The sequence below is a fragment of the Burkholderia sp. AU28863 genome, from assembly GCF_002223195.1.
Lineage (GTDB): Bacteria > Pseudomonadota > Gammaproteobacteria > Burkholderiales > Burkholderiaceae > Burkholderia > Burkholderia sola.
The window spans coordinates 81,791-97,161 of record NZ_NKFE01000001.1; the positions used below are offsets into that span (position 1 = coordinate 81,791).

Annotated in this window: 13 protein-coding genes; 12 read left to right on the forward strand and 1 reads right to left on the reverse strand. The window is 64.9% G+C overall.

Going from position 1 to position 15,371, the window contains the following annotated elements:
- The first annotated feature begins 46 nt into the window (after positions 1–46).
- The 10 genes from CFB81_RS00425 (at position 47) to CFB81_RS00470 (ending at position 9,592) form a co-directional block, all read left to right on the forward strand.
- Positions 47–571, forward strand: coding sequence for an ATP synthase subunit I (locus CFB81_RS00425; protein WP_050015828.1), 525 nt, complete (start codon positions 47–49; stop codon positions 569–571).
- Between the two features lie 110 nt (positions 572–681).
- The gene (gene atpB, locus CFB81_RS00430) at positions 682–1,533 is read left to right on the forward strand and encodes a F0F1 ATP synthase subunit A (protein ID WP_006477281.1); all 852 of its coding nucleotides are present in this window, start codon (positions 682–684) and stop codon (positions 1,531–1,533) included.
- A gap of 75 nt (positions 1,534–1,608) precedes the next feature.
- Positions 1,609–1,878: a F0F1 ATP synthase subunit C gene (atpE, locus tag CFB81_RS00435; protein ID WP_006482730.1), complete on the forward strand. Its 270-nt coding sequence runs from the start codon at positions 1,609–1,611 to the stop codon at positions 1,876–1,878.
- 129 nt (positions 1,879–2,007) lie between these two features.
- Positions 2,008–2,478, forward strand: coding sequence for a F0F1 ATP synthase subunit B (locus tag CFB81_RS00440; RefSeq protein ID WP_006477283.1), 471 nt, complete (start codon positions 2,008–2,010; stop codon positions 2,476–2,478).
- A 2-nt stretch (positions 2,479–2,480) separates the two neighbouring features.
- Complete coding sequence (locus CFB81_RS00445) at positions 2,481–3,020, forward strand: F0F1 ATP synthase subunit delta (protein WP_014895498.1); 540 nt, start codon at positions 2,481–2,483, stop codon at positions 3,018–3,020.
- Positions 3,021–3,064: 44 nt separating this feature from the next.
- The gene (gene atpA / locus CFB81_RS00450; RefSeq protein WP_006756467.1) at positions 3,065–4,606 is read left to right on the forward strand and encodes a F0F1 ATP synthase subunit alpha; all 1,542 of its coding nucleotides are present in this window, start codon (positions 3,065–3,067) and stop codon (positions 4,604–4,606) included.
- Positions 4,607–4,724: 118 nt separating this feature from the next.
- Positions 4,725–5,600 (forward strand): F0F1 ATP synthase subunit gamma, encoded by an 876-nt coding sequence (gene atpG, locus CFB81_RS00455; RefSeq protein WP_034209645.1) that lies wholly within the window; start codon positions 4,725–4,727, stop codon positions 5,598–5,600.
- Positions 5,601–5,666: 66 nt separating this feature from the next.
- Positions 5,667–7,061, forward strand: a complete 1,395-nt coding sequence (gene atpD / locus CFB81_RS00460) for a F0F1 ATP synthase subunit beta (RefSeq protein ID WP_034188169.1) — start codon at positions 5,667–5,669, stop codon at positions 7,059–7,061.
- 121 nt (positions 7,062–7,182) lie between these two features.
- Positions 7,183–7,608, forward strand: coding sequence for a F0F1 ATP synthase subunit epsilon (locus tag CFB81_RS00465; RefSeq protein WP_006477288.1), 426 nt, complete (start codon positions 7,183–7,185; stop codon positions 7,606–7,608).
- Positions 7,609–7,864: 256 nt separating this feature from the next.
- The gene (locus CFB81_RS00470) at positions 7,865–9,592 is read left to right on the forward strand and encodes an AMP-binding protein (RefSeq protein WP_089434342.1); all 1,728 of its coding nucleotides are present in this window, start codon (positions 7,865–7,867) and stop codon (positions 9,590–9,592) included.
- A gap of 735 nt (positions 9,593–10,327) precedes the next feature.
- Here the strand turns inward: CFB81_RS00470 and CFB81_RS00485 are convergent.
- Entirely contained in the window at positions 10,328–11,140 is an 813-nt protein-coding gene (locus tag CFB81_RS00485) for a transporter substrate-binding domain-containing protein (RefSeq protein ID WP_089434344.1), read from the reverse strand.
- A 149-nt stretch (positions 11,141–11,289) separates the two neighbouring features.
- Here CFB81_RS00485 and hemE point away from each other — a divergent pair, with 149 nt between their 5' ends.
- Both hemE and CFB81_RS00495 read left to right on the forward strand, forming a co-directional pair.
- On the forward strand, positions 11,290–12,384 hold the full coding sequence (hemE, locus tag CFB81_RS00490) for a uroporphyrinogen decarboxylase (protein WP_306427145.1): 1,095 nt from the start codon (positions 11,290–11,292) through the stop codon (positions 12,382–12,384).
- Positions 12,385–12,835: 451 nt separating this feature from the next.
- Positions 12,836–15,097: a primosomal protein N' gene (locus tag CFB81_RS00495; RefSeq protein WP_089434346.1), complete on the forward strand. Its 2,262-nt coding sequence runs from the start codon at positions 12,836–12,838 to the stop codon at positions 15,095–15,097.
- Positions 15,098–15,371 lie beyond the last annotated feature (274 nt).

Below are 15,371 nucleotides of genomic sequence, written 5' to 3' on the forward strand. Positions count from 1 at the left end.
TCAGAAAGCTTGGGGTCGGGTTCAAGGATTTCAGCGGAAGATTGCGATGGCGGGTCAGGCGCCGGACGACAGGCACGATGATCAGCGCACGCAACGCACCGCTTCGGCGGCCGGCGAGCGGCGTGAATCCGACGATGACTGGGATGTCGAGCAGCAAGATAACAACATCGTTCCGCTGACGCGGGCCGAGGCCGAAAGGCTGTTCGGCCCGAACGTGAGCAAGCCCTCGCGCGTGACCCCCTACAAGGTGGTGTTCGCGCAAGTGGTCCTGTCCCTGGTTGCAACGCTGGCGTGGTGGCTGTTTTCGAAGTCGCCGGGCGCCGCTGCGCAATCCGCGTTTCTGGGCGGAGCGATCGGCTGGGTGCCCAGTGCGGTATTCGTGGCGCGACTGAAGGCAGGTGGCTCGGCCACCGTGATGAGCTGGGTGATGGGCGAAGCCCTGAAACTCGCTCTGACGATCGGGATGTTCACCGCGGTGGCGTTCGGCTGGGCCGGCGTGCACTGGGTGCCGTTCCTCGTCACGTACCTCGTCGTGCTGAAGACGTACTGGATCGCGCTGGCCTGGCGGTAAGGAACAAGCAGCGTGCGGTTTCGACAACGAACCGCACCGGCCCGTTCCCGCAATAGCGTGTTGCGGAACGGGGCAAAACGATTTTCGACAATTTGGGTGGCATTAACGATATGGCAGCTAGCGAAGGCACGCGCGGTCCGGATCCGTCCGAGTACATTGCGCACCACTTGCAGAATTTCTCCACCTCGCATCAGACGTCGATTTTCGACATCCACGTCTGGAATCTCGACACGCTGTTCTGGTCGATCGTTTGCGGCATCGTGACGATCGTCCTGCTGCGTCTGGCCGCCCGCAAGGCGACGTCGGGCGTGCCGGGCCGTTTCCAGTGCGCGATCGAAATGCTCGTCGAAATGGTCGAAGACCAGTCGAAGGCCATCGTCCACGGCAATCGCACCTTCATCGCGCCGCTCGCCCTCACGGTGTTCGTGTGGGTCGCGCTGATGAACTCCCTCGACTTCCTCCCGGTCGACCTGCCGGGCCGCGTGATCGGCCTGCTCGGTCTGTCGGACGTGATTTCCCACCATCGCATCGTCCCGACGGCCGACCTGAACGGCACGCTCGGCATCGCGCTCGGCGTGTTCGTCCTGATGATCTACTACAGCATCAAGATCAAGGGCGCGGGCGGCTTTGCGCATGAGCTGCTGTCGGCCCCGTTCGGCGGCCACCCGGCGCTGTGGATCCCGAACCTCGCGCTCAACATCGTCGAATACGTTGCAAAGACCGTTTCGCTCGGCATGCGGCTGTTCGGCAACATGTACGCGGGTGAGCTGTTGTTCCTGTTGATCGCCCTGCTCGGCAGCATGTGGAGCTTCGGTGGCGACGCAACGTTCCTCGGCTTCGTTGGTCATGTGATCGCGGGTAGCGTCTGGGCAATCTTCCACATCCTGATTGTTCTGTTGCAGGCATTCATTTTCATGATGCTGACGCTGGTGTATCTCGGCCAGGCGCACGACACGCACTAAGCGCGGCGTGCAACAAAGAGTCTTCGTTTTAGTTTTTTAAATCTCAGTTCCAAGTCTTTTCACAAAGGAGTGATCATGCAAGCTTACATCGCCAACATCCAGGGTCTGACCGCCATCGGTATCGGCATCATCATCGGCCTGGGTGCAATCGGCGCCTGTATCGGTATCGCGCTGATGGGTGGCAAGTACATCGAAGCCTGCGCACGTCAGCCGGAACTCATCAACCCGCTGCAAACGAAGATGTTCCTGCTGGCTGGTCTGATCGACGCTGCATTCCTGATCGGCGTTGGTGTCGCAATGCTGTTCGCGTTCGCGAACCCGCTCCTGTCGAAGCTCGCAGGCTAAGGTTCCTCGGAAATATGCGTCCGGCGTGAGCCGGCGCAGGGCGGAACGGAGACTTGGGGCGCTGATCGAATGCAACTCGATGAGCGCCTTACCGTTTCATTTTTCCGGAATAGCAGATAAGGAAACACCGTGAATCTCAACGCAACTCTGTTTGCGCAAATGGTCGTGTTCCTGGTCCTCGCGTGGTTCACGATGAAATTCGTGTGGCCGCCGTTGATCAACGCCCTCGACGAACGTTCGAAGAAGATCGCCGACGGCCTCGCCGCCGCGGAGAAGGGCAAGGCGGAACTCGACGCAGCGCACAAGCGCGTGGACCAGGAACTCGCGCAGGCCCGCAACGACGGCCAGCAGCGCATCGCCGACGCTGAAAAGCGTGCCCAGGCGGTCGCCGAGGAAATCAAGGCCAACGCCCAGGCTGAAGCCGCCCGCATCGTCGCCCAGGCGAAGGCGGAAGCAGAACAGCAAATCGTGAAGGCGCGCGAAGCGCTGCGTGGCGAAGTCGCCGCGCTGGCCGTGAAGGGCGCCGAGCAGATCCTGAAGCGCGAAGTCGATCAAACGGCCCACGCCCAACTGCTGAATCAACTGAAAGCCGAGCTCTGATCATGGCCGAACTTGCAACCATCGCCCGCCCTTACGCAGAAGCGCTGTTCCGCGTGGCCGAGGGCGGTGACATCGCCGCCTGGTCCACGCTCGTGCAAGAGCTGGCCCAGGTTGCGCGTCTGCCGGAAGTGCTGTCGGTCGCGTCGAGCCCGAAGGTGACGCGCACGCAAGTGGCCGAGCTGCTGCTTGCTGCGGTGAAGTCGCCCGTCGCGGCCGGCGCCGAAGCGAAGAACTTCGTGCAGATGCTGGTCGACAATCATCGCATCGCGCTGCTGCCGGAAATTGCCGAGCAGTTCGAGGCGCTCAAGAACGAACGTGAAGGTGCAGCCGACGCCGAGATCGTGAGCGCGTTCCCGCTGAACGGCGCGGATCTCGAAAGCCTCGTCTCGGGCCTCGAACGCAAGTTCAAGCGCAAGCTGAAACCGACGGTCGAAGTCGATTCGTCGCTGATCGGCGGCGTGCGCGTGACGGTCGGCGACGAAGTGCTCGACACCTCGGTTCGCGCGCGCCTCGCATCGATGCAGGCTGCCTTGACCGCCTGAGCGCCACGCCGGCACGCAACAGAATTGACTATCAGGAGCGAATAATGCAACTCAATCCCTCTGAGATCAGCGAGCTGATCAAGAGCCGGATCCAGGGCCTTGAAGCGAGCGCAGACGTTCGCAACCAGGGCACCGTGATCTCCGTGACCGACGGTATCGTGCGTATCCACGGCCTGTCGGACGTGATGCAGGGCGAAATGCTCGAGTTTCCGGGCAACACGTTCGGCCTCGCGCTGAACCTCGAGCGCGACTCGGTCGGCGCGGTGATTCTCGGCGAATACGAACACATCTCGGAAGGCGACATCGTCAAGACGACGGGCCGCATTCTCGAAGTCCCGGTTGGTCCGGAACTCGTCGGCCGCGTGGTCGACGCGCTCGGCAACCCGATCGACGGCAAGGGCCCGGTCAACGCGAAGCTGACCGACGCGATCGAAAAGATCGCCCCGGGCGTGATCTGGCGTAAGTCGGTGTCGCAGCCGGTGCAGACGGGCATCAAGTCGATCGACGCGATGGTGCCGATCGGCCGTGGCCAGCGTGAGCTGATCATCGGCGACCGTCAGTGCGGCAAGACCGCGGTGGCGCTCGACGCGATCATCAACCAGAAGGGCAAGGACCTGATCTGTATCTACGTCGCGATCGGCCAGAAGGCTTCGTCGATCATGAACGTGGTTCGCAAGCTCGAAGAAACGGGCGCGATGGAATACACGATCGTCGTCGCCGCTTCGGCATCGGATTCGGCTGCGATGCAGTACCTGGCACCGTACGCCGGCTGCACGATGGGCGAATACTTCCGCGACCGCGGCCAAGACGCGCTGATCATCTATGACGACTTGACCAAGCAGGCTTGGGCATACCGTCAGATCTCGCTGCTGCTGCGCCGCCCGCCGGGCCGTGAAGCATACCCGGGCGACGTGTTCTATCTGCACTCGCGTCTGCTCGAGCGTGCGGCTCGCGTGTCGGAAGAGTACGTCGAGAAGTTCACGAACGGCGAAGTGAAGGGCAAGAGCGGCTCGCTGACGGCGCTGCCGGTCATCGAAACGCAGGCAGGCGACGTGACCGCGTTCGTTCCGACGAACGTGATCTCGATTACCGACGGCCAGATCTTCCTGGAAACCGACCTGTTCAACGCAGGCATCCGCCCGGCAATCAACGCCGGCGTGTCGGTGTCGCGCGTCGGTGGCGCCGCTCAGACGAAGGTCGTGAAGAAGCTGTCGGGCGGTATCCGTACCGACCTCGCGCAGTACCGTGAACTGGCCGCGTTCGCGCAGTTCGCATCGGACCTCGACGAAGCGACCCGCAAGCAGCTCGAGCGCGGCCGCCGCGTGACGGAACTGCTGAAGCAGCCGCAGTACCAGCCGCTGCAGGTCTGGGAACTGGCCGTGTCGCTGTACGCCGCGAACAACGGCTACCTCGACGATCTCGACGTCAAGCAAGTGCTGTCGTTCGAGAAGGGCCTGCGCGACAACCTGAAGACCAGCCACGCTGACCTCATCAAGCGCATCGAAGACACCAAGGATCTCTCGAAGGACGACGAAGGCGCGCTGCGCGCGGCGATCGAATCCTTCAAGAAGTCCGGTGCCTATTGATCCGCGAGTGACACACCGAGGCCGCGCGGGGGCTGATGTGCCCGCGCCGCTTCGGTGAGCGATGCATGAGCCCCGAGTTAGCGCGAAAGCGCTAACTCGGGGCGCAAAGGAGCAAGCTATGGCTGGAATGAAGGAAATTCGCGGCAAGATCAAGAGCGTGCAGAACACGCGCAAGATCACGAAGGCGATGGAGATGGTCGCTGCATCGAAGATGCGTCGCGCGCAGGAACGCATGCGCGCCGCTCGTCCGTATGCAGACAAGGTCCGTGCCATCGCCGCGCACATGAGCCGTGCGAACCCGGAGTACCGCCACCCGTTCATGGTGGCGAACGACGGCGCGCAGACGGCCGGCATCATCCTCGTCACGACGGACAAGGGTCTGTGCGGTGGTCTGAACACCAACGTGCTGCGTGCGACGGTGCAGAAGTTCAAGGAGCTGGAAGAGAAGGGCCAGAAAGTCGAAGCCACCGCGATCGGCGGCAAGGGTCTCGGGTTCCTGAACCGCTTCGGCGCGAAGGTGATGTCGCAGGTCGTGCACCTCGGCGACACCCCGCACCTGGACAAGCTGATCGGCGCCGTGAAGACGCAGCTCGATCTGTACTCGGAAGGCAAGCTGTCGGCGGTTTATATCGCTTACACGCGCTTCGTCAACACGATGAAGCAGGAAGCCGTGATCGAGCAGCTGCTGCCGCTGTCGTCGGAACACTTCGAAGCCGATGACGGTACGCCGGCGACGTCGTGGGACTACATCTACGAGCCGGACGCGCAGGCAGTCGTCGACGAACTGCTCGTGCGTTACGTCGAGGCGCTGGTGTATCAGGCCGTCGCGGAAAACATGGCGTCCGAGCAATCGGCGCGCATGGTCGCGATGAAGGCCGCGTCCGACAACGCGAAGACGGTGATCAGCGAACTGCAGCTCGTATACAACAAGAGCCGTCAGGCCGCGATCACGAAAGAACTGTCGGAGATCGTCGGCGGCGCAGCCGCTGTTTAAGCGCGCGCCCGGGACGACAACTGCGCCTTTGCGCGAGTAAAGAATCAGGTATTTAAAGGAAAAGCGATGAGTACTGCTGCTTTGGTAGAAGGCAAGATCGTACAGTGCATCGGCGCCGTTATCGACGTGGAATTCCCGCGCGACAGCATGCCGAAGATCTACGACGCGCTCATTCTCGATGGCTCGGAACTGACGCTCGAAGTCCAGCAACAGCTGGGCGACGGCGTGGTCCGTACCATTTGTCTGGGTGCATCCGACGGCTTGCGCCGCGGCCTGACCGTGAAGAACACGGCAAAGCCGATTTCGGTGCCGGTCGGCAAGCCGACCCTCGGCCGAATCATGGACGTGCTCGGCCGTCCGATCGACGAAGCCGGCCCGATCGAAAGCGAACATACGCGCTCGATCCACCAGAAGGCACCGGCGTTCGACGAACTGTCGCCGTCGACCGAACTGCTCGAAACGGGTATCAAGGTCATCGACCTGATCTGCCCGTTCGCGAAGGGCGGCAAGGTTGGCCTGTTCGGCGGTGCCGGCGTGGGCAAGACCGTCAACATGATGGAGCTCATCAACAACATCGCGAAGGAACACGGCGGTTACTCCGTGTTCGCGGGCGTGGGCGAGCGTACCCGTGAAGGGAACGACTTCTACCACGAAATGAAGGACTCGAACGTTCTCGACAAGGTCGCGCTGGTGTACGGCCAGATGAACGAGCCGCCGGGCAACCGTCTGCGCGTCGCGCTGACCGGCCTGACGATGGCCGAGCACTTCCGTGACGAAGGCCTCGACGTGCTGTTCTTCGTCGACAACATCTACCGTTTCACGCTGGCCGGTACCGAAGTGTCGGCACTGCTCGGCCGTATGCCGTCGGCAGTGGGCTATCAGCCGACGCTGGCTGAAGAAATGGGCAAGCTGCAAGAGCGCATCACGTCGACCAAGAAGGGCTCGATTACGTCGGTCCAGGCCGTGTACGTCCCTGCGGACGACTTGACCGACCCGTCGCCGGCGACCACCTTCGGCCACCTGGACGCAACCGTCGTTCTGTCGCGTGACATCGCTTCGCTGGGTATCTACCCGGCGGTCGACCCGCTCGACTCGACGTCGCGCCAGATCGACCCGAACGTGATCGGTGAAGAGCACTACTCGATCACCCGTCGCGTTCAGCAGACGCTGCAGCGCTACAAGGAACTGCGCGACATCATCGCGATTCTGGGCATGGACGAACTGTCGCCGGAAGACAAGCTGTCGGTCGCACGTGCGCGTAAGATCCAGCGTTTCCTGTCGCAGCCGTTCCACGTCGCAGAAGTGTTCACGGGCTCGCCGGGCAAGTACGTGCCGCTGAAGGAAACGATCCGTGGCTTCAAGATGATCGTCGACGGCGAGTGCGACCACCTGCCGGAACAGGCGTTCTACATGGTCGGCACGATCGACGAAGCCTTCGAAAAGGCCAAGAAGATCCAGTAAGGGCTTGAGTGAGTCGCAAGCCGGCGTGTGCCGGCCGGAGCAATAAGTCAGCAATGACTTGTATGCCGGCCGCCCGCGTCGGCCGCAATACGCTCAACCTGTGGATGAGATTGGAGTCGATATGGCAACCATCAAAGTAGACGTCGTCAGCGCGGAAGAGCAGATCTTCTCGGGCGAGGCGAAATTCGTCGCGCTGCCGGGCGAAACGGGTGAGCTGGGTATTCTGCCGGGTCACACGCCACTGATCACGCGGATTCGTCCGGGTGCGGTGCGCATCGAAGTCGAGGGCGGCAACGACGAATTCGTGTTCGTCGCGGGCGGCATTCTCGAAGTGCAGCCGGGCGCCGTGACGGTGCTCGCCGATACCGCGATCCGCGGCAAGGACCTCGACGCGGCGAAAGCCGAGGAAGCGCGCAAGCGTGCCGAGGAAACGCTGCAGAACGCGAAGTCGGACCTCGACCTCGCAAAGGCGCAATCCGAGCTGGCGACCGCGATGGCGCAGCTCGAGGCGATCCAGCGTCTGGCGAAGATCCGCAGCCGGCACTAAGCCGCGCCGCGTATCCCGCGAAAGAAAGCAGCCTTCGGGCTGCTTTTTTTTCGCCCGTCGTTTTCGTCTGTTTTTTTGCGGGCCGGATCGTATCGTCCGGTCGTGCTATTTCACCCGGCCGCCGCGATTCGATGTCAGAGTGTCGTCAGCCGCGCACGGCATCATCCGCGGAGAGGCTATCCGTCGCGACGGCGGCGGAGCGGACCCGCGCGAGCCGCGTGTCGGGCCGATCAGACGAAAACGGACGGAGACATCGATGGCAGCAGACCTTGGCAAGGGGGCGCTGATCGCGCCCGAAAACGGACTGTCGTACGTGCGCGGCGCGACCGACGTGCCGCTATCCGAAGCGACGATCAGCCGGTTCCTGCTCGACACGGCCGGCCGTTTTCCCGATCGTCCGGCCGTCGTGTTCCGCGAACAGCAGATTCGCTGGACCTGGCGCGAATTCGCACGCGAGGTCGACGTGCTGGCCGCGGGGCTCGCCGCGCTCGGGATCGTGAAGGGCGACTGCGTCGGCATCTGGTCGCCGAATCGCAGCGAATGGCTGCTCACGCAGTTCGCGACCGCGCGGATCGGCGCGGTGCTCGTCAACATCAACCCGGCCTACCGGCTGTCGGAGCTCGAATACGCGCTGAACAAGGTCGGCTGCAAGGCCGTTATCGCGGCCGAGCGCTTCAAGCGTTCCGCATACGTCGAGATGCTGCAAACCATCGCGCCGGAGCTCGCGACCGCGACGCCGGGCGAGCTGCACGCGGCGCGCGTGCCGAGCCTGCGTACGATCGTGTCGATGGGCGAGACGGCGCCCGCCGGCATGTTCCGCTTCGCGGACGTGATGGCGCGCGGCCGCCGGGCCGTCGATCCGGCGCTGCTCGATGCGATCGGCGCGACGCTCGACGCCAACGATCCGATCAACATCCAGTTCACGAGCGGCACGACCGGCAGCCCGAAGGGCGCGACGCTCACGCACCGCAACGTCGTCAACAACGCGCGCTCGATCGCGATGGCGATGCGTTTCACCGAACAGGATTCGCTCTGCATCCCGGTGCCGCTCTATCACTGCTTCGGGATGGTGCTGGCCGTGCTCGCCTGCGTGTCGACGGGCGCCGCGATGGTGTTTCCCGGCGAAGCGTTCGACCCGGTCGCGACGCTCGCGGCGGTGGCCGAAGAACGCTGCACCGCGCTGCATGGCGTGCCGACGATGTTCATCGCGGAGCTCGATCACCCGGAATTCGCGACATTCGACCTGTCGACGCTGCGCACCGGGATCATGGCCGGCTCGCCGTGCCCGATCGAGACGATGAAGCGCGTGGTGGCGCAGATGCATCTGTCCGAAATCACGATCGCGTACGGGATGACGGAAACGAGCCCCGTGTCGTTCCAGAGCTCGACCGACGATCCGCTTGAAAAGCGCACGACGACGGTCGGCCGCATCCAGCCGCATCTCGAAGTGAAGATCATCGATCCGAGCGGCAACATCGTGCCGGTCGGCGCGACGGGCGAGCTGTGCACGAAGGGCTATTCGGTGATGCTCGGCTACTGGGACGACGACGCGAAGACGCGCGAGGTGCTGGTCGACGGCTGGATGCATACGGGCGACCTCGCGACGCTCGACGAGGACGGCTATTGCAACATCGTCGGCCGCCTGAAGGACATGGTGATTCGCGGCGGCGAGAACGTCTATCCGCGCGAGATCGAGGAATTCCTGTTTCGGCATCCGAAGATCCAGAGCGCGCAGGTATTCGGCGTGCCCGATGCGAAGTACGGCGAGGAGCTGTGCGCGTGGATCGTGCTGCGCGCTGACGAGCAGATGACCGAGGACGACGTGCGCGCGTTCTGCAACGGGCAGATCGCGCACTACAAGATTCCGCGCTATATCCGCTTCGTCGACGAACTGCCGATGACGGTGACGGGCAAGGTGCAGAAGTTCGTGATGCGCGAGCGGATGATCGAGGAACTGAAGCTCGACGTGCAGAAGACCGCTTGAAGCGGGACAGCGCGGGAAAACGTGGCGGCCCGCGGGCCGTCCCGTGTAGCCGGCTACGTTTTCGACGGACGAAAAAAAGCGGGCTTATTAGCCCGCTAAAAACCACACGCTACGGGGTTAGCGCGAGGAGACCAAAGATGAAACCGGATCCGGCGGGGGGCCGGAAACGACTCCAACAGGGATGCCCCTCGGAAGGGCTTCGGTACGTGACCGACTGGCTCGCAGCGCTTCGCGTCCGCTCACACTTGGCACACGAGACCGCATCCGTGTTGAAACCGTTGAGGCCCATTGTGGGCGAATTAATGACCCGTGGCGGTAACAAAGTGTTTCAGGTTGTAACGCCCGCCAGATAAGGCTTTCCGGGATTTTTTGCTGTTTTCGGGGTCCTGAAAAAGGTCATATTTACCCATCTTTTCCGCTGCGTTTTCAAGGTATGCGCGCGATGCGTTTTTCACGCGTATCGGGCGCGATGAATTGCCGATTTTCACGCGAGAAAGTGCATGGCGCGACCGATACCGCGCATGACGATTCATTCGTCAGAAAGATTTTGAAACGTGATCGGAATGCGTGGAAGTCGGCCATTCGGCCAATTCGGCGGGTTTTGCGCCGCCGGAAGGCCCGGCGCAGCGACGGCAATGTGTAACGGCGGCATGCCGACCGCCGCTCCATGCGGAATGTCGGGACCCAGCGGCCGCGGGGCGATGCCCGTGATCGGCCGCCGTGGCGCGGGTCCGCTTACTTCAGCCACTTGTCGGCAATTGCCTGGTATTCACCCGTCGACAGCGCGAGATGCAGCCACTGGTCGACGTATTGCTGGAACACGACGTCGCCGCGCGGCACCATGTACGCCTTCTCGCCGAACTGGAACGGTTTGTCCGGATGCACCGAGCAGAGGCCCGGATTCAGCTTTTGCTGCAGCAGCGTCTCGGACGCATCCGTCACCATCACGTCGGCCTTGCCCGCGAGGATCTGCTTGAAGATCGTCACGTTGTCCGGATAGACGCTCAGGTTCGCATGCGTGAAGAACTGCTTCGCGAAGCGCTCGTTGGTGCCGCCCGGATTCACGATCACGCGCGTGTCGGGCCGGTCGATCTGCGCGACGGTCTGGTACTTGTCCGCATCCGCGCAGCGCACGATCGGCGTCTTGCCGTCGACCACGTACGGCTGCGTGAAGAACACGCGCTTCTGGCGCTCGAGCGTCGTCGACACGCCGCCCACCGCGATGTCGCACTTCGCGACGAAGTCGTGGGTGAGGTTCGGCCAGCTCGTCTTCACGTAGTCGGTCTTCACGCCGAGCGATTTCGCGAGCGATTCCGCCATGTCGATGTCGATGCCCTCGAAGCGGCCGTCCGCGCGGTAGTACGAATACGGCTTGTAGTCGCCCGTCGTGCACACGCGCAGCGTGCCGCGCGCGAGTACGTTGTCGAGCCGCGAGCCGGCGGCCGCGGCGCTCGCGGGCGTGGCTGGGGTCGCCCCCTGCGCGTGCGCGGCAGCGCAGCAAAACGCGGCGGCAGTGGCGAGCGCGGCAAGCGTGGCGAATGTCTTCATCGGTCTCCTCCTTCGTTTCGTTCGATATGAGCGTCCGATCATAACGGAGCCATCGCGCGCGTCATATGGCCGCCATCGCATCGGCATGCGCAGCCCGAGCACGGCTGTCCGGTAAAATGCCGGTTTGCCTTCGCATCGTCGCTCCTACCGTGGCCCATAACCTGCTCAACGACACCTTCCTGCGTGCGCTTCTGCGCGAGCCGACCGACTACACGCCGATCTGGCTGATGCGCCAGGCGGGCCGCTACCTGCCCGAGTACAACGCGACGCGCGCGCGCGCCGGCAGCTTCCTCGGTCTCGCGAAGAATCCCGACTACGCGACCGAAGTGACGTTGCAGCCGCTCGAGCGCTTCCCGCTCGACGCCGCGATCCTGTTCTCGGACATCCTGACGATTCCCGACGCGATGGGGCTCGGCCTCGACTTCCAGGCCGGCGAAGGGCCGAAGTTCGCGCATCCGGTGCGCACCGAGGCCGACGTCGCGAAGCTCGCGGTGCCGGACATCGAGGAGACGCTCGGCTACGTGACCGGCGCCGTGCGCGAGATCCGCCGCGCGCTCACCGACGGCCAGGGCCGTCAGCGCGTGCCGCTGATCGGCTTCTCGGGCAGCCCGTGGACGCTCGCGTGCTACATGGTCGAAGGCGGCGGCTCGGACGATTTCCGGACGGTGAAGTCGATGGCGTATTCGCGCCCGGACCTGATGCACCGGATTCTCGACGTGAACGCGCAGGCGGTGGCCGCGTACCTGAATGCGCAGATCGAAGCGGGCGCGCAGGCGGTGATGATCTTCGATACGTGGGGCGGCGCGCTGGCCGACGGCGCGTACCAGCGCTTCTCGCTCGACTATATCCGCCGCGTGGTGTCGCAGCTCAAGCGCGAGCACGACGGCGAGCGCGTGCCGGTGATCACGTTCACGAAGGGCGGCGGGCTGTGGCTCGAAGAGATCGCGGCGACCGGCGTCGACGCGGTCGGGCTCGACTGGACCGTCAACCTCGGCGCCGCGCGCGAGCGCGTCGCGGGGCGCGTCGCGCTGCAGGGCAATCTCGACCCGACGATCCTGTTTGCGCCGCCGGCCGCGGTGCGCGAACAGGCGCGCGCGGTGCTCGACAGCTACGGCAACCATCCGGGCCACGTGTTCAACCTGGGGCACGGCATTTCGCAATTCACGTCGCCCGATCACGTCGCCGAACTCGTCGACGAAGTACATACCCACAGCCGCGCGATCCGTAGCGGAGCGGCGCGCTGAACGCAAGCGCCGTCATGTTGCACTGCGGGATGGCGATGTTTCGTTTTTGAAACTAAACAGGACGCAACCCCGCTCCCCTTGGCGATTCGGTGCTTGTCAAGACTTGACTTATACACATTTTCCACGTTGCAGCGCGGTAGAGCCCCGTATCGGTCAATTTGTCTCGCTATGGTGGGGTAATTTGAATAGCAGCCTTATGGAATAAGGCTTCGCGGGGCACCGCCGGAAGCGGCGAAAAACAGCGGAAAGCACGGCCCGGCGCGCGTTGCGGCCATTGAGCGGCGAGTTCTCAACAAAGTTATCCACAGGCTGGGCAGGGTATACGGCGATTCCTAATGCGAATCCAAAACTTAGCGCCGAATCTGACGTTTTACTTTAAGTTCGCCGTCGCGATACGGGCGCGGCTGCAGGTCGTCCGTATGCTGCGGACCGCCGCCGCCGGAGCGCGTGGATGAGCGACACCTACCTGCGCGTGGCGCTCGACCATCCGCTCGCGACCCTGTTCGACTATCGCTGCGACGCGCAGCCGGCGCCCGTGCCCGGCACGCTCGTGCAGGTGCCGTTCGGCAAACGGCAGGCCGTCGGGCTCGTCTGTGAAGTCACCACTCATACCGATGTACCGCCGTCGCGGCTGCGCGCGGTCGATACGATCTGCACGGAGCTGCCGCCGCTGTCGGCGGACTGGCTCGCGCTCGTGTCGTTTGCCGCCGACTACTATCAGCGCGGGCGCGGCGAAGTCGCATTACCGGCGCTGCCGCAGGCGCTGCGCGATGCCGGGCGCTGGGGGCGGCTGCTCGCGCCGGAAGTGCGCTACCGGCCGACCGAAGCCGGCCGCGCGGCGCTGCCCGACGCATTGCCCGCGCGCGGCGCCGCGCTGCGCCGGCTCGCGCAGGCGCTGGTCGATACCGGTTCGCTGGCGTTGCCCGACGCGCGTGCGCTGCATCCGAAGGCGGCCGCGACGCTCGACGACTGGGCGGCGCGCGGCTGGGTCGACGTCGAGGAGATCGGCTGGGCCGATGCGCCTGTGGTCAACCCGGTGGATAACCTGTCGACAAGCAGTGGGCGCGCTGTGCCGCCGCCGTTGACGGACCAGCAGGCCGAAGCGCTCGATGCGATCCGCGCGGCGCAGGGCTTCGCGCCGTTCCTGCTGCACGGCGTGACGGGCAGCGGCAAGACCGAGGTCTATCTGCATGCGCTTGCGTCGCTGCTCGACGCGCGGCCGAATGCGCAGGCGCTCGTGCTCGTGCCGGAAATCAACCTGACGCCGCAGTTCGAGGCCGCGTTTCGCGCGCGCTTCGCGGGCGCGCTCGCCGACGATGCGATCGTCACGCTGCACAGCGGGCTCGCCGAGGGCGAGCGGGCGCGCAACTGGCTCGCCGCGCACACGGGCCGCGCGCGGATCGTGCTCGGCACGCGGCTCGCGGTGCTCGCGTCGATGCCGACGCTCGCGCTGATCGTCGTCGACGAGGAACACGAGCCCGCGTACAAGCAGCAGGAAGGATTGCGCTATTCGGCGCGTGACCTGGCGGTGTGGCGCGCGAAGCAGCTCGGCATCACTATCGTGCTCGGCTCGGCCACGCCGTCGCTCGAAAGCTGGTGGCAGGCCGAGCAGGGCCGCTACACGCGGCTCACGCTGTCGCGCCGCGCGGTGGCCGACGCGACGCTGCCGACCGTGCGGCTGATCGATCTCGAAGAGGAGCGGCGGCGCGGGCGCGCGTCGATGGGCGGGCTGTCGGGGCCGCTCGTCGCGGCGCTGAAGGCGCGGCTCGAACGCGGCGAACAGAGCCTCGTGTTCCTGAACCGACGCGGTTACGCGCCGCAACTCGCGTGCGACGCATGCGGGTGGGTGGCCGGTTGCCCGCGCTGCAGCGCGTACGTCGTGCTGCACAAGCCCGAGCATGCGCTGCGCTGCCATCACTGCGGCTGGGAAGCGCGGATTCCGCGCTCGTGTCCCGAGTGCGGGAACGTCGACATCGCGCCGCTCGGGCGCGGCACCCAGCGCATCGAGGAGGCGCTCGCGGAGGCCGTGCCGGGCGCGCGGATCCTGCGGATCGACGCGGACAGCACGCGCCGCAAGGGCAGCGCGCAGGCGCTTTTTTCCGACGTGCACGCGGGCGAGGTCGACATCCTGGTCGGCACGCAGATGATCGCGAAGGGGCACGACTTTCAGCGCGTGTCGCTCGTCGGCGTGCTCAATGCCGATACCGCGCTGTTCTCGCACGACTTCCGCGCGAGCGAGCGGCTGTTCGCGCAGCTGATGCAGGTGAGCGGCCGCGCGGGGCGCGCCGGCCTGCCGGGCGAGGTGATGGTGCAGACGCGCTACCCGCGCCACGCGCTGTACCACGCGCTCGGACGGCAGGACTATGTGGGCTTCGCGAATTCGCAGCTCGGCGAGCGTCGCGACGCCCACCTGCCGCCGTTCGTCTACCAGGCGCTGCTGCGCGCCGAAGGGCGCACGCTCGATGCGGCGCTCGCGTTCCTGCTGCAGGCCGCGGCCGCATTGCCGGGGTTGCCCGGCGCCGATCGCGTGACCGTGTACGACGCCGTGCCGATGACGATCGTCAAGGTAGCGAACGTCCACCGCGCGCAGTTGCTGCTCGAAAGCGCGTCGCGGGCGGCGTTGCAGCATGCGCTGCGCGCATGGCAGCCGGAGCTGCGCGCGCTGAAGGGCGTGCTGCGGTGGAGCGTCGAGGTCGATCCGCTGGATATCTGAGCGGCGCCCGCGCGGCCGTCGCACGGCGTCGCCGGATATCGGGCCGCCGGATAGCCGAACCCTCGCCCGGCGCGCAAACGTCCGGCGCGTGCCGGATCGGGGCCGCCGGCGCCGTCGGTGCCCAACCTTTCTCCCCGTCGCGTACCCGCCGCCGGCACCTCGCTACGTCACCCCAGTGCAACCCATTTTCGGCCGCTTCCACGCATGCCGAGGGTTGCACGCGCGTGCCGGGCCGGCCGATCAGGGAAAACACCGAGCCCTCGACCACGGGCAA